This is a genomic window from Flavobacterium sp. TS_SC_5 (assembly GCF_056156265.1).
Window position 1 is genome coordinate 2,787,026 of record NZ_CM149588.1, and the last position, 21,578, is coordinate 2,808,603.

Below are 21,578 nucleotides of genomic sequence, written 5' to 3' on the forward strand. Positions count from 1 at the left end.
TATTTTTTTATAAAGTTTAGGTTTTGTAGATGGGGATTTCATTAAAATTCTGAGCATTTTTTTCGTCTAACAAAACATCTTTAACGGCCATTAGCATCGCTTTATTTGAAGTAAAAAGTTCCCTGTTGAAATTAATAACGGTTGTAATGTCAATACTTTCGATAGTTGTCAGTTGTACTTCTGTATAGAATGTGTTCAGTGCTGTCGTGTAATTTTTTTGAATAGTGTCAAAAAGTACTTCTAAATCTTCAAAATTTGTGGGTTCTTTTTTAGTCAGAAACGCATTTAATTTGACATATAATTGTTGTGTCTCGTTTTTATGATGCAGGAAAAATTGGTATTTAATATCTTTAGAAGAGCGACTCAGATTGGTAATGTTTGCACCAATATCTTTCACGCTTTTTACTGCATGCATGGAACTTCGGGCAGCAGAAATTAATTGGCTAAGCTCTGAATTTTGTTCACTGTTTAATTTGGTCCTTAATTTCAAATAGAAAGCCTGCATTTCACCTTGTAACTGTTTCAGGAATTCATATTTTTCTTCGATGGATTTCGTTTCATAATTATTTTTTTCATTGATTTCAACGTATTCGCTTTGTCGTTTTAGAGCAATCTTATCAATTTTGAATAATTCTAGGTTGAAAAGCATCGAGTTGTGAATGAAATAGTTTGTTTCTCTTCGGAATAAATCAAGCGCCGTTACGGGTTCTTCAATAGAGGCGTGACCAATAAAAGCTGCAGAATTACCATCGGTATTTTTGAAAAAACGTTCCAGAAATTGAGTAAATATATCAAGAATAGGCAGAAAAAGTACAATAGCAAGTAAGTTAATCAGACTTGAAAATGTAACCAAGCCTATTAGCGGATCTTTGATTTTTATAACGTCAGTAATCAACAGCAGAATAGGTTTTAGCAATATAAATGCAATGGCGGTGATGAAAATATTGAACAATAAATTGCCTAAAGCGACGCGTTTTTTTGATGCGTTGCCTCCAATTGCACTTACAAAAATTTTGATGATGGTTCCAGTTTCTCCGCCCAATACGATTGCGGCTGCCATAGGAAATCCAATTGCTCCCGCATTTAATGCGCTTAAAGTTAGCGCCATGGTTACGGAACTTGATTGAACAATCAGCGTAATCAAAAAACCAATAATAAGAAAAACGATTAGCGGCATCGAAGCATATTGCGAGAAATCAAAGTGTTGTACCTGAGTCTCCATGGCGGTTTTCATAAAGGAAAGTCCGATGAACATTAAGCCAAATCCCAAAAGAAAATAAGAAATGTATTTGAATTTTTTCCGGCTACCAAGCAAAATAAGTAAAAAACCACCCAAACAAACGGCTGGATAAGCAATCACTTCAATATCAGTTTTAAAACCTAAAGCTGGCCACCAGCCAGCTGGCAATTGTTGTTCCTAAATTAGCACCAAGTATAATGGCCATTGCATTTTTCATCGTAAAAACACCTGCACCTACAAACGCCAAAACCATTAACGAAACCATCGAACTGCTTTGAAGTATGCCCGTAATTATAGTTCCGCCGGCAACGGCGCCAATATTGTTTTTAGTAATGCGTTGCAGAAATAGTTTGAAACTTCGGCCGGAGAGATTTTTCAACGATTCTTCTACCAAATACATGGCGAAAAGAAATAATCCCACACCTGCCGCAAGTTTTAGTATCGTATTGAGTGTTTCCATAGCTTAAATTGGTATTAAAGATACTTAAATTTATCAATACTACCTTTGTGAAGTTTTGACTTCTATTCTTTGCAAATTAGCATTTGGGGTATTGCTTTAAACAAAAAAAACTACAACTTTTAGGGTTATAGTTTTAGTAGCTTACAATCGAAATCAGTTGTTGTAAACCTAATAATCAGAGTAATCTGTTGGGTATAAAAAAGTAATGTCTATGTGCGAAATATTGTTTTTGTATTTTTCCATAACTATTAATCTTTTCCATTCCGGTGAATCTACAAAGGATTTCCAGTGCGCATCCCTACTTTGTTGATCTGCAAAAGTGGTCATGTACATTAAGTTTGGCATTTTGGCTCCTGAAATAACTTCGCCGTAAAAAACAGCATTAAACGCAAGACGGTCAAAAAGTTTTATTTCTCCACCGGCATTAAACATATCGACTTTGTTTTTGTATATCGCTTCGGTAGCTGATTCGTAGCTTCTCAATTCATAAACACGACTGGATCTAGCGCTGTTCAGTGCTGGTTTCGTCAAGAAAGGATGATCTGAAAAAGCTTTTAATAAAATAGATTCGATACGCAAATAAGGCGGTTGTTTGTAGCTAGCATTCAAATAATCGGTGCTGGCAATTAAATAGGTTTTGTCTTTCGCCAGTTTATCTTCTAATCGCATAAATTGCTTCATGGATGAAAACGGAATTACTACAATAACTTTTTTTAAGGTGTCCGTAGCATTTGGTATTGGCTTGAAAACACCAATATTTTCGATTCCCAGTTTTTTCAATCCAGGTAAATATGCTTCTTTTAGATATGCATCAGTAATTTGTTCTTGCTGTTCGTTTTTAAAAATATAGGTCTTAATTTGGTAAAATTCTCTTGATTTTATAGTAAGAGATGCAGCAATTGAATCTTTTGGAGCCCATTTAAAACTGGTTATGCTAAAAATGATCAACAGTGCAAAAAATAATTTGGTTAATTTCATTCTTGATTTTTTGGTTTGGTAGTTTTATTTATTCATCTATAAAAGTATAAAAAAAAAGACAACTTTATGGGGTAATTACTTGGGAAGCGAATTACTTTTTATTGTTTAAAGAAGGGTCAATATGTAACCCAAAATGGAACTGCCCAAAACTATAAATGCGCTGTTTATTTTTTTGAAACCAAAAGTAGTAATAAGGCTTATTATAGCGATTAGAATCGTACGCCAATCCGTAACGGTATCTTTTCCCATGGCGTAACAAACCGAAATTATAATGGCTACAGAAGCAATATTTACCGCATCGAGAAATGTTGAAAAGGGTTTTGAGTTTCTCATTTTTTTTACCAATGGATTGAGAAGCGCAACAAAAATAAAGGAAGGCAGAAAAATAGCAATTGTAGAAAATAGTGCGCCGGAAAAACCTTTGATTTGATATCCAATAAAAGTCACCGATGAAAAAACGGGACCGGGTGTAAATTGTCCCACAGCAATTGCATCAATTAATTGTTGACGGGTCAGCAGTCCCGTTGCTACCAACTCAGCATCAAGAAAAGCAAAAAGTACGTAACCGCTGCCATAGAGAATTGCGCCAATTTTCAAGAAGATCCAAAACAAATTCATGTTGGTTGCTGTCAAAACGGTTGTGGTGGAAACCTGCATCAGCGTTAAAGGTAAAAAAACAGTGGTATTTTTCACTCTATGGTTTCGGATGAAATACCAGAACAAGGCAAATAATCCAGCTCCAAACATCAAATAGATTTCATTAAAATCGAGTAAGGAGAGGATTAAGACGGCAATTCCGATTCCGGCTAATGTTATTGATTTTAGGGATTTCTTAGCCAATGGATAAACAGCAGCCAAAATGACGGCAATAATTGCGGGTTTTATACCATAAATAAAGGGTTGAATTTCCGGTAACTGTCCATATTGTCTATAGCCCCAAGCAAAAAAACCGGTGATCAAAACTGCTGGCAGAATAAAACAGAGTCTGGCAACAATCAGACCTTTCCAGCCAGCTCGTTCATTGCCAATATGGATCGCCATTTCGGTGCTGTTGGGTCCCGGAATTAAATTAGTTGCACCTATGAGATCTAAAAAATGCTGTTCTGAAAGCCATTTTCGCTTCTGGACGACTTCTTCCTGCATCATCGCAATGTGAGCCGCCGGACCACCAAAAGCAGTTAGTCCTAACGTAAGAAATAGTTTGGCAACCTCTTTTATTTCGGAATTTGGATTCATCTTTCTGAATCTTTTTTGTTAAGGGAAATACAACTAACGAAAAGCATCTGGTTTTATAAAAAGGAAGTTCTTTTATTAGATATTTTGAATGGTTATTCTTCTTTTTTCTTTTAATGCTTTAAAATGGGAAGGTGTTAATCCGGTTGCTTTTTTAAACTGATTCGATAAATGAGAAACACTGCTGTAATGCAATTTGAAAGCTATAGCTGAAAGCGTGTGTTCCTCTAAAATGATAAGTTCTTTTATACGTTCTACTTTTAGTGAAATCACATATTGTTCAATTGTACTGGCTTCTATTTCGGAGAAAAAATTGGCTAAGTAGGTGTAACTGTGATTCAATTTTTCGCTGAGTAAAACAGAGAACTTGGTAACTGGTTTTTCATCAGAATTATATACGTAATCGATTATCACACTTCTGATTTTTTCAATCAGAATGCCTTGTTTTTTTTCTAATAATTCTAATCCTGCTTTTTTAATTTTACTGTTTAATTTCTTTTTTTCGGCGGCAGTGAGTTCTTCTTTGACTTCAATTTCGCCCAAATCTATTTTTATTGCAGCGATGTCGAGTTCTTCTAAAGCCTCTTTTACAAAGATTTTACAACTTTCGCAAGCCATGTTTTTGACATATATTTTCATAGATGGATATTGCATTAAATTTTTGGATTCCAAAGTTTATCCAAAATATTGTTTTTGTTTCTTGAAAACCGGATAATTTGCAAAAAAATGAGTGCTTTTTATTTCTAATTTTCTTTGGTCTTTGTTGGTCCGCTTACGATTCTCGAAATTAATCCTTGCTGCGTTGTTAATTCAGAGAAGAAAACACGAGATAAGTGAATCACAATAAACGCCAATAGATAGTAAATAGAAAGTACGTGTATTTCTTCCATGGATTCTTTTAAATTTTTTGGACCTAAAACAATAATTAAACCGGTGATTAACGAAATAGCGACGCAAACATAAAAAATTAAATACGTCCAATATTGAAATTTTTCTTTAATACCCAAATCTTTGTTTAACGGATTAGAGAATTTCATTTGTCCAAAAAATGGAAGCGCAATCCGAATACTATACAAACCTACCAAAGTATAACCAATATAAATATGCCAGTCCCACATGGGTTTTCTTATTTTTTTGGCAAGTGTAATGAGTTGGTCTTGCGTCAACTTTTGGTCTGTAGTCGCTAAATAGTCTTGAATTATTAGCGCAACATTATTTTTATTCATCCACGTCAAACGTAGAAAAATCGTGACAAGCAATAACGTCATACAAATGGCTATTGACCAATGTATTACTCTATAAATGGCGGAGTATTCTCTGTTTTTCATCATTTTTGAATGCTAGTAACGTTACGCTTTTGATTCTCGTTTGATTTAAAATGCTAAATTGATTCTAATATCCCGATTTTTTTTATGTAGTCACGAAGCTCTCGCTTTTAGGAAAAATACTTAATGCTTCCATAGCAATTGCGGGAGTAGGAGATGCTAGTTTTCGAAGTTTAAGATCCATCCATGCGCCATCCACTGTTATGGTTGCGCATAGTTTATTGTCTTCATTCATGAATTCATGTACAATGGACCAGCGGGAAGCATCCGCATTTACTTTTGAAGTTTTGGTGTACATGGAAATTTTATCCGAAAGTTTTATTTCCTTTCTAAACACACATTCTTCCCTAAATAGAATAGGACCAAAGCCTTGCGCTTGCATCACCTTCATGGTTAAACCAAGATTTTCCAGAATTTCGATACGATGTTGTGCGCCAAAATCATAATAAGCACTGTGTCGAACATGAAAATTAGGGTCAAGATCAGACCAACGAAAGGATAGTTCTTTGCTGAATGAAGTCATTGTAATTGTTTTTAAAATTGTTTGCGCTATTCTTTTGGATTGCTTTACCAGAAATTTAGTACGCATTGTTACGGTCAAAACTACGAATAATATGTGGAATCAAAAGGAACTCACAAACCTTTTTAATCCTTTTTTAAGGATACGCTATCAAAAGTATCCGGGGATTTTGAGGTTTCTTTTTCTTCAAAAAAAAATGTGGCCTGTCTTTTGTATAAGAAAAGAATTGTCCAATTCCGGATAATATAAAATAACCATGTATGAAAAAAATGATTGTACTGTTATTGCTATCGGGTGGTATTTATGCTCAGGAACAAGTGTTTAATGTGCAACGTTATTGCATAGATGAAGAGCCTTTTAAACAAGGCGAATGTAATATTACAGGAAATGAATACTCATTTGTGTTCCTTGACACTCAAAAGCGTACTGTGGTTTTCTTTCTCACGGCTACAAAAATGAAATATAAAATTGTAGACTCCGGTATTTTTGCTCCCGATAGAAATTATGCGTTTTACACTTTAGAAAATGAGAAAGGTCAGGTAGAAATGCGGATAAACAAGCAAAATACTAAAATTGAATTCCTGTATCCCAACACGCATGTTTATTTGACGGTAGGAAAATCTACTAAGGCGGTGAATTTAAGAGCGTGATTTTTATTATTATCCGCACGGTCATGTTTTTGAAATCAAACATGATCCATGCGGTTTTTTTTAAACAGGTCTACTAATTTAGGACTTTGAAATTTCTTCCAATACTTTTTTCCCATTTTCATTATTTGGATCCAGTTCCACTGATTTTTTATAATTTAGAATAGCAAGCTTTTTATCTCCGTTTTTCAAATAGGCTTCTCCCAAACTATCGTAGGCATTTCCTGATTTTGGAAACGCTTCTACATTTAGTTTAAAAACTTCTATTGCTTCTTTTACTTTTCCGGTTTGTAACAATTGATATCCTGCGGTATTCATTTCATTTTCGTTGATAGCATAGGTATTTGAATTTTTATTTTCATTAAAATAAGTTAATCCGGAAGCAATTCCTTTTTCCAGAATAACGTCTACGAAAGCAACAGCCAATGATTTTTTAGGCAAACTGTATGGTTTATTGTATAAGATGTTTCGAATTGCTTTACTCATCTCGTTTAAGTTTGTACCGCCTGTATTATTTAACAAAACCACCAGATTTTTGTCAGACGGAATACGGGAAAGCAAGGTGTTGAATCCATTTATTCCACCGCCATGCTCAGTAACTATGATACTCTCATTTTTTTCTCCATTGAAAGCCTTATTGATAAACCATCCATAACCATATTGTCCCGGTCCTGCAGGAATATAGGAATTAAATAACAGCTCTTTATTTTTTGTCGAAAGTAACTGTTCGGTGTAAAGTACTTGATCCCATAAATACAAATCATCTACAGTGGAATACAAAGAACCGGCAGCGTAGGGGATAGACAAATCAAGATAACTGGCATTGCTGTAGTTTTTACCGTTTTTCTCATAACCGGAAGCTCTGTTTTTCAGAATTGTTTCATGATGATCGAATCCTGTATTATTCATTTTGAGTGGTGTAAGAATATTGTCTCGCAAAAACTGCTCATAGGTTTTACCGGAAACTTTCTCTATTATGTAACCCAATAAAAAATAACCGGAATTGCTGTACGCAAATTTTTCACCCGGCGTAAACTCCAGCGGTAGGTCAGCGAATTTTTTCACAAAAGTTTCTGGGCTGTACGGATTGATACTTAAATCTTTCACGAAATTAGGAAACGAAGTATAATTAGGAATTCCAGCGGTGTGGGTCAGTAAATGATGAATAGTGATTTTATCGCCCAATGCTTTAGGATAATCAGGAAGATAGGTTGTAATAGGAACATCCAACTTTAATTTTCCCTGCTCAACTAATTGAAGTATTAGCATGGTGGTAAATTGTTTGGTAACAGAACCCAAACGGTGTTTGGTATCTGGCTGGTTCGGAATATTCCATTCCATGTTTGCCATTCCAAATCCCTTTTTATAAATTACCTTATCTGCGTCAGCGACAAGAATGGAGCCGTTAAATTGCCCGTATTCTGAATATAGATTCATCAATTTATCAATTTGCTCTGTTTTGGTTTGTCCAAAGGAAACCGTTATTGTAAATAGCTGGATGAATAGACCAATTAGGATTGTTTTTATTGCAAAATGCTTGGAACGTTGTTTCATGATGATTGTTGGTTTAAGTGATTGATGATTAATTAATAGCTTTTTTTCTCGTCTTACTGTTGTGGCACGGAATGCAAATCTGCGCTATTGGGCGTAGTTCAGTCTGGCAGTTTATCAGTTTCATTTGATTTTGGATATGGAAAACCTGCATTTTCTAAAATTTCAAGTTTCCATTTGTTCTTCTCATTGTGCCATTTTTTACTTCTGTGTCTAAGCGAAGAAACTTTATCTCTATAAGATGTTATCAACTCCTTTTCTGTTTCAATAATATCCTTTTTAGGTGGTTGAGAGTCGATAAATTGTAACTCATTCCAATTTTTTATGGTTTCTTCAACGCTTTCTCTATGTTTTTGTTTTTCCCATTCCCATTCAACTCCATTTCTTAAAAGTAAGTCTCCAAGCATTTCTTCTCTTATTGGAGATAGAAACCTTTTAACTTTACCTCTGCTACCTTTCAGTTTTAAAGTCATCTGATCATTAAGCCATTTACCTACTTTTGTTGTTTGGGGTGGTACCGTTTTATAGTTTACATATACGCTATAATAATTTTCTAAACTGGCTAAATTATCTATCCTTTCATCATCTTTTGGTCTACTTCCCATATTAGATGCCTCCCATAAAAAATTTATAGAATTCATTTTTTCTTCTTCATAATCTGTCCATTCAGGAGGGTAATTACCTTTTCTTCTTTGTTTCTGAGTTGCACACCAAGTCCCTAATTGATAATACTTGTTATTGCTGTCTTTAAATTGTGGTACGTGGGTGAACTTACCAGTTGGGTCGACTGTTTTCTTAAAAATTTTGAGTTGTTCAAATCTATTATTCCAATTCATTAACCTTTTTCGTTCTTTACCTTCTCCAAATGGAAAATCAACATCTAATAGCCGCTCAAATATTTCTTCTGGTAGCTCGTCATTTCTGAAATAATCAGTCATTCTACGATACCAATTGTAAAGTTCTCTGTCATCAGTCTGATTACTTACAACACCACTTGGATTTATAGTTTTAATGTGAGCAATATATCTCTCAATAAATTCATCAAAAATTTCGTATTCACGTTCAGTAAAATTAATATTTCTTAGTTTAGATTCTGTTACATCTTGCTCAAAACCTGAGTTAATATCAAATTCATGGACAGTTAATGCTCCATTTTCATCAGGATTTTCACCATCGTTATTATTGTTTTCTTTTATTGAATTTCCTAGCTCTTTTTGAGAGTATATTAAATTATCTAAAACAAGTTTTTTGATTAACTCAGGTGTTAGTCTTGAAAGTCGGTTTGATTTTAAGTTTAGTAATTCAGAGAAATTAGTTTTTATTTCAGTAAGTAGTTTTTCGCCCTGTTTATCAGTTTTGGTTCTAAAATCAATTTGGACAGATGCTTCTATATTAGTTTTAATTCCTGAATTTGTAAGATTTGAAGAGCCAATAATAACCCTTGTGAAAATAGGTCCTTCAAATAGATATATTTTAGGATGATAAGTAATATAATCTCTTTTGTCGTGAAAGATATAGGTTTCTACATTCTCTTTTAATAAAAGTTCAAGTGCCTCCTTAGAAGTTCCCATATTATCAACATCTATAAAAAATCGTAATTGAGAATAATTTTTTGAGGCTAATTTCAAATTTTTTAAAATTGTTAGTACTCCTGATATAGCAGCAAAAGCAACAAAACCATTAAAACAATTATATTTATTGTCAGCCAATGAAACTACAATTTGTTTTCCAACATTGAATTTGTTTTCTGAATCAAGTCCGTGTCCTAAAAATGTTGCTTTCATTTAGTCGAGTTGTTAATTGTACTTGCCCTCAATTTGTATTTGAGTGTTAAAAATAGTGAATACAAACCCAAAATCAGGTTGCTTTGCGCTACAAATAGCATTTTACCGTTTCGCTAATGTAGTTCATTTATTACGAATTATTGGTATTGAAATTGGTAAAGTAATCGAATAGAAATAAATGAAGTTAGGAATTAGATTTCCTAGCCCGGATCGCAGCGGCATCCTTTATGTTCTTTCTTTAAGAACATAAAGATACAGCGGAGAGCGGGAAGTAGCTCCAGATTCCGACTTCCGCCAGAATGACAAACTCTCTGAAATGTCATCTTGTCAGATTTTTTTCCGCCAATTTTAACATAAACTGACAATGTAATAGGCCATTTTGTATTGGCACAAAGATTGACTTATGCACTTCGAGTCATTAAAATAAGTATACAATAAAATTAAATATATTAAAAATGGGTAAAATAATCGGAATTGATTTAGGTACGACCAACTCTTGTGTTTCTGTAATGGAAGGTAATGAAGCAGTTGTTATTCCTAATGCAGAAGGAAAAAGAACAACACCATCTATCATCGCTTTTGTTGAAGGTGGAGAAATTAAAGTAGGAGATCCTGCTAAAAGACAAGCGGTAACTAATCCAACTAAGACTATTGCTTCTATCAAACGTTTTATGGGACAAGGTTTTGGTGAAGTTTCGGCTGAAGCAAAAAGAGTTTCTTATACAGTAGTAAAAGGGGACAACAATACTCCACGTGTGGATATTGATGGTCGTTTATACACTGCTCAGGAATTGTCAGCTATGACACTTCAAAAAATGAAAAAAACAGCTGAAGACTATTTAGGTCAAACTGTTACTGAGGCAGTTATTACTGTTCCAGCTTACTTTAATGATGCACAACGTCAAGCTACGAAAGAAGCGGGTGAAATTGCAGGTCTTAAAGTAATGCGTATCATCAACGAACCAACTGCAGCTGCACTTGCTTACGGTTTAGATAAAAAAGGTAAAGATCAAAAAATTGCTGTTTACGATTTAGGTGGAGGTACATTTGATATTTCTGTTCTTGAATTAGGAGATGGAGTTTTTGAAGTATTGTCTACAAACGGGGATACTCACTTGGGTGGAGATGATTTTGACCACGAAATTATTGACTGGTTAGCTGACGAATTTAAAGCTGAAGAAGGTATTGACTTACGTCTTGATCCAATGTCATTGCAACGTTTGAAAGAAGCTGCTGAGAAAGCAAAAATTGAATTGTCTTCTTCTGCTGAAACTGAAATCAACTTGCCATACGTTACGGCTACTGCTTCAGGACCAAAACACTTAGTAAAAAAATTATCTAGAGCTCAATTTGAAAAATTAACTGATTCATTAGTTAAACGTTCTATGGCACCAGTTGCTAGAGCCTTGAAAGATGCAGGTTTAACTGTTTCTGATATTGACGAAGTTATCTTGGTAGGTGGTTCAACTCGTATGCCAAGAATTGCTGAAGAGGTTGAAAAATTCTTTGGTAAAAAAGCGTCTAAAGGAGTTAACCCTGATGAGGTTGTTGCAATTGGAGCAGCTATTCAAGGTGGAGTTCTTTCTGGAGATGTAAAAGATGTATTGTTACTTGACGTTACGCCTTTATCTTTAGGGATCGAAACTATGGGTGGAGTAATGACTACATTAATTGAGTCTAACACAACTATTCCAACTAAAAAATCTCAAGTTTTCTCAACTGCTGCTGATTCTCAACCAACTGTTGAACTACACGTTCTTCAAGGAGCTAGAGCCATGGCTGCTGATAACAAAACTATTGGTCGTTTCAACTTAGACGGTATTCCACCAGCACCAAGAGGTGTTCCACAAATTGAAGTTACTTTTGATATTGATGCTAATGGTATCATCAAAGTTTCTGCAACTGATAAAGGAACTGGAAAATCTCACGATATTCGTATCGAAGCTTCTTCTGGGTTAACTTCTGAAGAAATCGAAAGAATGAAACAAGATGCTGAAGCTAACGCTGAGTCTGATAAAGTATTAAGAGCTAAAGCTGAAAAATTAATGAGGCTGACTCAATGATTTTCCAAACTGAAACTCAATTGAAAGAATTAGGTTCTAAATTATCTGATGAAAACAAAGTTGCTGTAGAATATGCATTAACTGAATTGAGAATGGCACACCAATCTCAAGACATTCCTGCAATTCAAACGGCTCTTGACAACATCAACGCTGCTTGGAAAACTGCTACTGAAGCGATGTATGCTCAAGGTGAACAAGGTCAAGGAGATGCTCAACCACAAGGGGATGCTGCTCAAGGAGACAATGTTGAAGACGTTGAATTCGAAGAAGTAAAATAATTATCCGTAGAGATGCACTGCGGTGCATTTTTACGATTGATTTAGAAAACCGTTCGCCATTGGTGAACGGTTTTTTTGTGGAATTTATTTTTGTTTAAATAGGGATGCGCCTATTTTGTATCAAATATTATTGTACTTTTCAATCTCTTTGAAATCCAAATCAATTATGAAAAAAACAATTTTACTTCTTGTTATGGCATTTTTTTGCACGGCTCTTTTCAGTCAGACCAATAAAGCCAAAAAATCAACAGTTTCATCCATTTTTGCAAAATCAGACAATGTTTCTGCGGAAATGATTAAGAATAAATTTTATTTGTTTATCACGAATAAAGGAGCCAAAAAAGACACGATTTTATTGAAAAGTTTTGAGGTAGATAAGTTGCCATTAGAATGTAAAATTGAACCCTTTACGACCAAAGGAACTACTTTGCATAAAATAACTTGGCAGGAAAAAAAGACGGCGCAAAGCAAATTAAAAACAGAGGCTGCAGTGACTACCGTTTCTGTAATTTGTGACATAGCTTCTAAAACAAAAGTGCTGACAAATGAACAAATAACTACAAAAATAACTGAAATACATTTTTTGGATGATAAGCAAACGGTTTCTGAAACAATAGACCGAATTCGAAATGAAGGTTTTGAATGTATTGTAAATAAAGCAGGAGATGTGGTATTGAAAAATAAAGGAAAGGAAAATAAAATGATTTACGTTCCTGTGGATAAGAAGTTTGTATTTGCTTCTGCTGGACCAGCTAAGAAAAAATAATAAGTTTAGTTTTTTAAAATTTAACCTGATTCGTTTCAGCAATGAGTCGAGTTTAGCAGCTGAAGAAATCGTAAGAATGAAAAAAGAGGCAGAAGCTAATGCTCATTCTAATAAACTTTTAAGAGAAAGAACAGAAAAATTTAACGAAGCAGACGGAATGATCTTCCAAACTGAAACTCAATTGAAAGAATTAGGTTCTAAATTATCTGATGAAAACAAAGTTGCTGTAGAATATGCATTAACTGAATTGAGAATGGCTCAATCTCTAGACATTCCTGCAATTCAAATGGCTCTTGATAAAATCAACGCTGCTTGGAAAAAAATAACTGAAGCGATGTATGCTCAAGGTGAACAAGGTCAAGGAGATGCTCAACCACAAGGAGAAGCTACTCAAGGTGACAATGTTGAAGACGTTGAATTCGAAGAAGTAAAATAATAATTCCCTGTATAGACGCACTGCGGTGCGTCTTTACTGTTGATTTAGAAAACCGTTCACCGTTGGTAAACGGTTTTTTTATGCGTTTCTATTTTTTAGTCTGTTTTGTGCCAAACATGTTTGTAATCACTACCGCATGTGGAAAGGTTATGGCGGCCAAAAAGGAGAAAAACAAAGCATTAAACAATTGTTCCTCTTTACATATATAATAGATCAGTGTAATTCCTACTATAGATAGTAACCAATAAATCCCTGCCGCTTTACAATAAGCAAAAAAATATTTTATTGAAAAGGAACCATTCAAAAATTTAATTTGGTCAATTATTGAAGGAATGCTGTGCCATAAAACAAAATAAATGGCAAATCCCCAAATCAGACTGGAAGACTTAAATAGGATTGCAAATAGAACCAAATAAAAGAATTCTAAAATTAGTTTTTTTCTGATATTTTCTGATTTCCAATACAAATATGCGCTTAAGCTAATAAAAATAATTCCTGAAACCTGCAGTATAGTGGTAAAGTAACTGTCAGAAATGCTGATATTTGCAATGTTTAAAATGATATTTTGCACTTCAATCAAGTGAAAATTAAACAGTAAAAGAAGAATAACTAATCCATATATAAATTGGAATATTATTACCAGCCATTTGGGAAAGTTACGTTGTAGATTTTGCCATTGTTGTTCTCCAAAATGATAGGCACTTACAATAATGAACAGTAACAATGCAATTTGCGGAATTGTATAAAACAATAGTATGCCTGTTAGAACCACCACTACATAATACCCTAGTATTTTGAGTCCTGAATTGGACTGTTTTACAGAATTTATATTTTTTATTAAAAGTAGATCATTTGCGCCATGCAAAATCCCAAAAGTAAAAATCAAGAAGAAACCTGATACTATCTGAAGTTCAGTCGAAAGAAAAGAATCCATCCATAACCCGAAAAAGCTTGCTACAATTGCAATATTTGAATAATTTTTCATGAAATTTAATTAATGTTTAAAATTAGTTAAAAAATATTAAACAAAAAACACTTTTGTTTGTTTAACTTTTTGTAAATTTGGCTAAACAAAAAACCATTAAAATAATTATTTATGACAAATTTTATGTTCATTTCAGGATTAGTTGGAAAAATGTTGCCGACTGATTACGTAGGGTTTACTTTTTTTGTAGGCTGTATGGCAATGATGGCCGCTTCAGCATTTTTCTTTTTATCTTTAAGCCAGTTTGATAAAAAGTGGCGTACTTCAGTATTGGTATCTGGTTTGATCACCTTTATTGCAGCGGTACATTATTTCTACATGAGAGATTATTGGGCTTCATTTGGAGAATCACCAACTTTCTTTCGTTACGTTGACTGGGTATTAACTGTGCCGTTGATGTGTTTAGAATTTTATCTAATACTAAAGGTAGCTGGAGCAAAACAGTCATTGTTATGGAAAATGATTATTTATTCAGTAATCATGTTAGTAACAGGTTACATTGGTGAAGTAATTTCACCAGAAAATGCAGCTTTATGGGGATTCATTTCCGGCTTAGCTTACTTTTTAATTGTATATGAAATCTGGTTAGGTGAAGCTGCTAAATTGGCTGCATCAGCTGGAGGCGAAGTGCAAAAAGCACACAAAATCTTATGCTGGTTTGTTCTTGTTGGGTGGTCAATCTATCCATTAGGATATATGATGGGCACATCAGGATGGTACAACGGATTTATACCAGCTGGTAATATTGACGTGGCCTACAACATTGCAGATGCGATTAATAAAATTGGTTTTGGATTGGTAATTTACAGTTTAGCCGTAAAATCGTCTAAAGATTAATTACTTTTTTTGTTTTTTTAATATTTGATTTTAAAACCGGACTAGTAATAGTTCGGTTTTTTTTATGGAATTATAGGTAACAAAATACCCAACCTGTTTTTGAAACAAGTCGGGTTTTGTTATCATTAATTTATAACGTAGAGACGCCCTGCAGTGCGTATTTAAAATATGCGTCTTCTACACTGTGCATTTATAGAACAATGTGTATTCTAAAAATCTGTTTATTCACGTTGAAATCACATCAAACACATCAAAAAAAAAAGGGAAAATGTTCTTAGAACATTTTCCCTTTTTAATTTATTATTTAGGATCTAAAGCTTCACCAATTCTAGAAATCAAATCGAGTATATGGTATTTACTCATTCGGTCTGACATTCTAGCGGAAGACATTTTTAAATCATTCTTAAGAGAATTTAATTGGCCTCTTGCAATAGAAGGTAAATCAGTTTGTGCTAAGTTTACTCTTCTGGTATTGAAACCGTATGTTACTCCAACAGGAACAGATCTTACTTCTGCATTACCGGGTTTTAGCATACCAATCATCTTGTCAACATACAATTTTTGAACATTTCTGCGGTACATATCAATAGAACTATTGCTTTTCAGTTCAGAGAAAATCCCTTTATTCAAATCAGTGATTAATTCGTCTACAGAATAATTGTCTTTACTAATAGTTGAGGTTTCTAAAAGGCGAACCATTCTGTCACCGGCTAACAAGCTAGTTAGTGTTGCATCTTGCATTCCTTTGATTGCTTCAACACCGCTTTCTGGGTTGATTTTCGAAAGTACGTTTTGATCCAATAACCATTTCGGTGTGGTGAATAATTGTGTATTCAAGAATGCCACAGCGTCTTTTTGGATACTTTTCGGAACTACTTCAAATTGATTTCCGGTCATATCATACGTTTTTGGAGAATCATAAATTCCACCCACGTTTTTAGTTACGTGTCCCATATATCTTCTGAATTGTCCTGTAAGTGCACCATAAAGCTCGTCTAATTCAGCGTAACTTTGACCATCTTCTTTAGTCCATTCCAGTAAATTAGGAAGTATTCTCTTTAGGTTTTTTATTCCGTATTCAGAAGCTCTCATTGCATTATCACCAATATCTTCCGTTTGATATCTTGGATCGTAAGGACTTGTTTCAGAACCAAACCACAATCGATTGTTTTTGTACGCTTCCTTAGTCATTTCATTTAATAAAGCTTTTTCTTGCGCTTCATTTTTAGTGTCTTCAAAATAAGAATATCCCCATTTGATAGCCCATTTGTCATAATCTCCAATTCTAGGAAATAATGCAGTTACATTATCTTCTGGTTGTGCAACATAGTTAAAACGTGCATAGTCCATAATAGATGAAGTATGTCCATTTTTCTCTTGGTAGTCCTTATCTCTCAGTTTCTCAACGGGAGTTGCAGAACTCGCACCCATATTGTGACGCAATCCTAACGTGTGTCCAACTTCGTGTGAAGCAACAAAACGAATTAATTCTCCCATTAATTTGTCATCAAACTTTTTCGATCTTGCCGCTGGATCCACCGCTGCAGTTTGAATCAAATACCAATTTCTTAAAAGACTCATGATATTGTGGTACCAACCAATGTGGCTTTCTAAAATCTCACCGCTTCTTGGATCGTGAACATTTGGACCATAAGCATTTTGAATTTCAGCTGCGAAGTATCTTAAAACAGAAAAACGAGCATCTTCCAAACTCATTGTTGGATCATTTTCTGGCCAATATTCTCCACGAATAGCGTTTTTCCAACCAGCTGCTTCAAAAGCGATTTGCCAATCATCAATACCTTGTTTAATGAATTTTTTCCATTTTTCTGGAGTGGCTGGGTCAATGTAATATACAATCGGTTTCAAAGGCTCAATCAATTCACCCTTTTTTTGTTTTTGAGCATCTTCCGGAGATTTAGGCTCTAAACGCCATCTAACTGCAAATACTTTGGTGTCTGATTTTTGAGATTCTTCTTCGAAAACTCCATATTGATTTGCAAAGTATCCTACACGCGCATCAAATTCTCTTTTGCGCATTGGATTTTTTGGCAATAAAATCATAGAAGTATTCATTTCTACGGTGATTACACCTGCATCTAAAGCCGAAGGCAGATCAACTCCAATTTTTGGTGTTGGTGTAGTATTGATTTTTGGTGGTGTAGTTGTAAAAGTTTTTACACTTCTAATTTCGGTGTTAATTGGAAAACTACTTACTTTTGAGATAAAAGATCTGTCTTTTTGAAACGTCTGAATGTTTAATAATTGTTTCTTTATTGGATCTAAAGAAAAAGTTTGAACATCAGCATCGAAAGTAGTGGATAAATCGACTACATAACCTGTGATTTTTCCCGCATCATCTTTTTTGTACGCCAGAACATCATAATTTCCAATAATTGGATCTGAAGTTGAATTTTTAACTGCTTGAGCCAGGGGTTTGTCTTCATCCGGAGACATAATAACGTAGGTAATAGATCTCAATAAGATATTGTTATTTAATCCTTTTTCCCAACGAACGACTTGTCTGTTGATTTCTTCTCCACCAAAAATTCCTCCTCCGGCCGGAGTTTTAGAATATCGGGTGATGGTCATCATTTCGCTACCTAAAATAGAATCTGGAATTTCAAAAAGATATTTGTTGTCCATTTTATGAACGTCGATTAATCCTCTTTGCGTAACTGCGCTTGAATCAATTACTTTTTTGTATGGTTTGGGTTCTTTTTTAGCATCGTTTGCCTTGGTATCTACTTTGGCAACAGCATTTTTATCTGCTTTTCTTTTTTTTCGACTTTGAGCGAATGTCTCTGGAGCCGAAAAAATCAACAGAAATACGATAAATAAGGTTAGTTTTTTTTTAAACATGTAGTGCAACATATAATGGTTAATAATTAGTTTTTAGCAAACAAATAGGAGAATCTTCTATTTATTTGCCATTATTTTTCAAATCTATTGATATATTTTTAAAATTATATTATTCAGAAATACATTTTTAAATAATTAACAATAATTAACAATCGTTGAGTATTTATTTCTCATTGGGGCAATATGATTTTTCTCATGAAAGGAATTACTATTTCGCGTTACCTTTGCTTTTTTTAAGGAGTAAATAAAGTAATATTTTTTAATTTCATGGAATGTCAAAAGTGCCTAAAAACGATTTACTTGTAAAAGTTTTTCGTAATATTACTTCATAAATCAGTTGGGATGAGAAAAATCAAGTACAAGAAAGAGAGGAAAATGCAACCCTATAATTTAGAATATACAGGGATTCATAAAAGCAAAGATTCAGAACTGCAGTTGTTCGTTTACGATGATTTGAATCTAACGGAATATGAGGATTTTAAGGTTTCAGATTTAGACAAATATATTGATAAACAGAAAACAAATTGGATTAACATACACGGCTTAAATAACGTTGATTGGTTAAAATCGATTGGTGATTATTTTAAAATCGATAATTTTATGTTGGCTGATATTTTGAATACCACACGGAGAACTAAATTGGAAGAGTCTAATGACTTTTTGTTTTTCAATATAAAATCACTGTTGCCAGGGGAAAATTCAGATAATATTAGTGTAGAACAAATTAGTTTTTTATTGAAAGATGGCGTTTTAATTTCTTTTCAGGAAAAAAGAAGTGATTTTTTTACCCATATTCGAGAACGCATTCGAACCCATTTAGGGATTGTCAGAACTAAGAAAGCGGATTATTTGCTGTACATCCTTTTGGATGCAATTATGGAAAATTTCTACATTACTTTAGAAAATGAAGAAGATAAAGTAGAGGAGTTGATTAATCTTACAAAAGAAAGTGTAGATCCAATAATTTTAGAAAAAATAGAGAAACACCGCGATAATTTAAATTTCTTAAAACGTTCCATTATTCCATTACGAGATTCTTTGTACGACATTAAAAGCATAAAAGACGACACGATATTTAATGCGATGGAAGCAGATAGTTTTAGTTTCTTTGCTCGATTACATCAAAAGAGTTTAGAACTTTTAGAACAAATTGAGTCGGATATGGGTTCATTAGAAAGTGCGTCAAATTTCTTTTTTTCGGCACAAACTCACAAGATGAATGAGATTATGAAAACGCTGACCATCGTATCGGCAATATTTATTCCGCTTACTTTTATTGTGGGGATTTACGGAATGAATTTTGAATATATGCCGGAACTCAAGCGTCATTATGGCTATCACACCGTTGTTGGTGCCATGTTTTTAATAGTGATTGGAATGATTATTTATTTTAAAAAACGCCGTTGGTTTTAGAACTCAAAAAGCAATACATTCAATTGATTTGAAATTAAATTTAAAAATATATAGATGAACAAGGCCATATACATTGCAACAAGCGAGCAAAATAGTGGAAAGTCGATTATTACGTTGGGATTGATGAGTATGCTTATTGGCAAAATGGCCAAAGTAGGTTATTTTAGACCCATTGTTGAAGATTTTGAAGAAGGTGGATTTGACAATCATATTGAAACTGTGATAGGTCACTTTGGTTTAGATATTCAATTTGAAGACGCTTACGCAATTACAAAAAGTAAATTAATCAAAAAGAAGAACAAAGGAAAAATAGGGGAGGTTCTTGATTTGATTATTGAAAAATATAAAAAATTGGAGGAACGTTTTGATTTTGTTTTGGTCGAAGGAACGGGATTCAGTGGGGAAGGAACGGTGATAGAATTAGATATGAATGTTTTGATTGCTAAAAATCTGGGAATCCCAACGATTATTGTAGGTTCGGGCGTAGGCAAAACATTAGAAGAATTATTGGATAGTTTGTATCTCGCCTACGATTCATTCAAAGTGAAAGATGTGGAGGTATTGGCCGTAATAGCTAACAAAGTACAGCATGAAAATATAGACATAGTAACTACTGGTTTACGCAAAAGTTTGCCTGAAAGTGTGATGGTGAATACAATTCCGTTAATCCATAATTTGAATAATCCAACAGTACAGGAAATTGTCAATGAGTTGGATGCTAAAGTTTTATTTGGCTCGGCACACTTGAACAACCAAACCGGAAATTTCAGTGTTGGCGCCATGCAATTGTGTAATTATTTGTTGCATCTGAAAGAGAATAGCCTGGTGATTACTCCTGGAGACAGAGCCGATATTATTTTAGGAGCCTTACAAGCTAATGAATCCGTGAATTATCCAACTATTTCCGGAATAGTTTTGACAGGAAATATTTTGCCGGAGATTAGTATTTTGAAATTAATAGAAGGACTTTCGACCATTGTTCCAATTATTGCTGTGGAAGAAGGAACTTATTTTATCACTAATAAAATAGGATCTATTAAATCTAAAATTTATGCTAACAACAAGCAGAAGATTGAAATTTCGATTAATACTTTCGAAAAATATGTAGACTTAGACAACTTGGCTGAAAAGCTAATCACTTTTGAAGCGGAGGGAATGACGCCAAAAATGTTCCAGTATAATTTGGTAAAAAGAGCCAGACAACATAGGAAACATATTGTCCTGCCGGAAGGAAATGACGATAGAATTATTATGGCAGCTTCCCGTTTATTAGAAATGAATGTGGTAGATATTTCCATAATTGGCAACAAGAAACAAATAGAAAGTAAAGTTGCGGAACTGGGTTTGTTTTTTGATTTTTCCAAAGTGCAAATCATAAATCCGATAGAATCCGAGCATTATGACGATTATGTAAATACCTATTATGAGTTGCGAAAAGCGAAAAATGTTACGTTAGGAATGGCGAAAGATTTGATGGAAGATGTTTCGTATTTTGGTACAATGATGGTTTACAAAGGGCACGCTGACGGAATGGTTTCGGGAGCTGCACATACTACGCAGCATACTATTTTACCAGCGTTGCAATTCATTAAAACAAAACCAAATTCATCAGTGGTTTCTTCGATATTTTTCATGTGTTTAGAGGACAGAGTTTCGGTTTTTGGAGATTGCGCCATCAATCCAAATCCTACTGCGGAGCAACTGGCTGAAATTGCTATTTCATCTGCAGATTCTAGTTTGGCTTTTGGAATTGAACCAAAAATCGCCATGCTTTCCTACTCATCCGGTTCTTCAGGAAAAGGAGATGAAGTGGATAAAGTGCGAACAGCAACTGAAATAGTGAGAAAAAAGCGCCCCGATTTAAAAATCGAAGGTCCTATTCAGTATGATGCTGCGGTTGATATGGCTGTTGGAAAAAGTAAAATGCCAAATTCAGAAGTGGCAGGGCAAGCCAGCGTTCTAATTTTTCCCGATTTAAATACAGGAAACAATACTTATAAAGCGGTTCAAAGAGAAACTGGTGCACTAGCCATTGGACCTATGTTACAAGGATTGAATAAACCTGTAAATGATTTAAGCCGTGGTTGTACGGTAGATGATATTATTAATACAGTCGTGATTACAGCGATTCAAGCACAAGGATTATAGCTTTTAATTTAAAGATTGATTTATTAAAAGATTTAAAAATTAATCATTTAAT

At 34.1% G+C, this 21,578-nt stretch carries 16 protein-coding genes and 2 pseudogenes; 7 read left to right on the forward strand and 11 right to left on the reverse strand.

What is annotated here, in order from left to right:
• Positions 1 to 16: 16 nt before the first annotated feature.
• The 7 genes from AC0J6S_RS11975 to AC0J6S_RS12005 all read right to left on the reverse strand — a co-directional run bounded on the left by AC0J6S_RS11975 (position 17) and on the right by AC0J6S_RS12005 (position 5,759).
• Positions 17 to 1,408 carry a Na/Pi symporter gene (locus AC0J6S_RS11975; RefSeq protein ID WP_474954021.1) on the reverse strand — a complete coding sequence of 464 codons (1,392 nt, stop codon included), beginning with the start codon at positions 1,406 to 1,408 and terminating at the stop codon, positions 17 to 19.
• The gene (locus AC0J6S_RS11980) at positions 1,374 to 1,700 is read right to left on the reverse strand and encodes a Na/Pi symporter (protein ID WP_474954022.1); all 327 of its coding nucleotides are present in this window, start codon (positions 1,698 to 1,700) and stop codon (positions 1,374 to 1,376) included. Before AC0J6S_RS11980 ends, AC0J6S_RS11975 begins: the two co-directional genes overlap by 35 nt.
• 168 nt (positions 1,701 to 1,868) lie before the next feature.
• Positions 1,869 to 2,678 carry an NIPSNAP family protein gene (locus AC0J6S_RS11985; protein ID WP_474954023.1) on the reverse strand — a complete coding sequence of 270 codons (810 nt, stop codon included), beginning with the start codon at positions 2,676 to 2,678 and terminating at the stop codon, positions 1,869 to 1,871.
• Between the two features lie 105 nt (positions 2,679 to 2,783).
• Positions 2,784 to 3,914 (reverse strand): chromate efflux transporter, encoded by a 1,131-nt coding sequence (gene chrA, locus AC0J6S_RS11990; RefSeq protein ID WP_474954024.1) that lies wholly within the window; start codon positions 3,912 to 3,914, stop codon positions 2,784 to 2,786.
• Positions 3,915 to 3,989: 75 nt separating this feature from the next.
• Entirely contained in the window at positions 3,990 to 4,550 is a 561-nt protein-coding gene (locus tag AC0J6S_RS11995) for a helix-turn-helix domain-containing protein (RefSeq protein WP_474954025.1), read from the reverse strand.
• Positions 4,551 to 4,654: 104 nt separating this feature from the next.
• Complete coding sequence (locus AC0J6S_RS12000) at positions 4,655 to 5,242, reverse strand: cytochrome b/b6 domain-containing protein (protein WP_474954026.1); 588 nt, start codon at positions 5,240 to 5,242, stop codon at positions 4,655 to 4,657.
• 79 nt (positions 5,243 to 5,321) lie between these two features.
• Positions 5,322 to 5,759 carry an acyl-CoA thioesterase gene (locus tag AC0J6S_RS12005; RefSeq protein ID WP_474954027.1) on the reverse strand — a complete coding sequence of 146 codons (438 nt, stop codon included), beginning with the start codon at positions 5,757 to 5,759 and terminating at the stop codon, positions 5,322 to 5,324.
• 257 nt (positions 5,760 to 6,016) lie between these two features.
• Here AC0J6S_RS12005 and AC0J6S_RS12010 point away from each other — a divergent pair, with 257 nt between their 5' ends.
• Entirely contained in the window at positions 6,017 to 6,406 is a 390-nt protein-coding gene (locus tag AC0J6S_RS12010; protein WP_474954028.1) for a hypothetical protein, read from the forward strand.
• A 78-nt stretch (positions 6,407 to 6,484) separates the two neighbouring features.
• Here the strand turns inward: AC0J6S_RS12010 and AC0J6S_RS12015 are convergent, their stop codons facing one another.
• Complete coding sequence (locus tag AC0J6S_RS12015; protein ID WP_474954029.1) at positions 6,485 to 7,957, reverse strand: serine hydrolase; 1,473 nt, start codon at positions 7,955 to 7,957, stop codon at positions 6,485 to 6,487.
• Positions 7,958 to 8,055: 98 nt separating this feature from the next.
• Entirely contained in the window at positions 8,056 to 9,738 is a 1,683-nt protein-coding gene (locus tag AC0J6S_RS12020) for a helicase associated domain-containing protein (RefSeq protein WP_474954030.1), read from the reverse strand.
• 455 nt (positions 9,739 to 10,193) lie between these two features.
• On the opposite strand from AC0J6S_RS12020, the pseudogene dnaK reads away from it, so the two are divergent.
• The 3 genes and pseudogenes from dnaK to AC0J6S_RS12035 all read left to right on the forward strand — a co-directional run.
• Positions 10,194 to 12,079, forward strand: a pseudogene (gene dnaK / locus AC0J6S_RS12025) (molecular chaperone DnaK).
• Positions 12,080 to 12,245: 166 nt separating this feature from the next.
• On the forward strand, positions 12,246 to 12,845 hold the full coding sequence (locus tag AC0J6S_RS12030; RefSeq protein ID WP_474954031.1) for a hypothetical protein: 600 nt from the start codon (positions 12,246 to 12,248) through the stop codon (positions 12,843 to 12,845).
• 28 nt (positions 12,846 to 12,873) lie between these two features.
• Positions 12,874 to 13,281, forward strand: a pseudogene (locus AC0J6S_RS12035) (Hsp70 family protein); the annotation flags it as partial.
• An 88-nt stretch (positions 13,282 to 13,369) separates the two neighbouring features.
• Here the strand turns inward: AC0J6S_RS12035 and AC0J6S_RS12040 are convergent.
• The gene (locus AC0J6S_RS12040) at positions 13,370 to 14,266 is read right to left on the reverse strand and encodes a Brp/Blh family beta-carotene 15,15'-dioxygenase (RefSeq protein ID WP_474954032.1); all 897 of its coding nucleotides are present in this window, start codon (positions 14,264 to 14,266) and stop codon (positions 13,370 to 13,372) included.
• A gap of 111 nt (positions 14,267 to 14,377) precedes the next feature.
• Between AC0J6S_RS12040 and AC0J6S_RS12045 the strand changes: the two genes are divergently transcribed.
• Complete coding sequence (locus AC0J6S_RS12045; RefSeq protein ID WP_474954033.1) at positions 14,378 to 15,103, forward strand: bacteriorhodopsin-like; 726 nt, start codon at positions 14,378 to 14,380, stop codon at positions 15,101 to 15,103.
• A gap of 300 nt (positions 15,104 to 15,403) precedes the next feature.
• On the opposite strand, the gene AC0J6S_RS12050 is transcribed toward AC0J6S_RS12045, so the two are convergent.
• The gene (locus AC0J6S_RS12050) at positions 15,404 to 17,965 is read right to left on the reverse strand and encodes a zinc-dependent metalloprotease (RefSeq protein ID WP_474954034.1); all 2,562 of its coding nucleotides are present in this window, start codon (positions 17,963 to 17,965) and stop codon (positions 15,404 to 15,406) included.
• A 342-nt stretch (positions 17,966 to 18,307) separates the two neighbouring features.
• On the opposite strand from AC0J6S_RS12050, the gene corA reads away from it, so the two are divergent.
• Both corA and pta read left to right on the forward strand, forming a co-directional pair.
• Positions 18,308 to 19,378, forward strand: coding sequence for a magnesium/cobalt transporter CorA (gene corA, locus AC0J6S_RS12055; protein ID WP_474954035.1), 1,071 nt, complete (start codon positions 18,308 to 18,310; stop codon positions 19,376 to 19,378).
• 54 nt (positions 19,379 to 19,432) lie between these two features.
• Entirely contained in the window at positions 19,433 to 21,526 is a 2,094-nt protein-coding gene (gene pta / locus AC0J6S_RS12060) for a phosphate acetyltransferase (protein WP_474954036.1), read from the forward strand.
• The last annotated feature ends 52 nt before the right edge of the window (positions 21,527 to 21,578 follow it).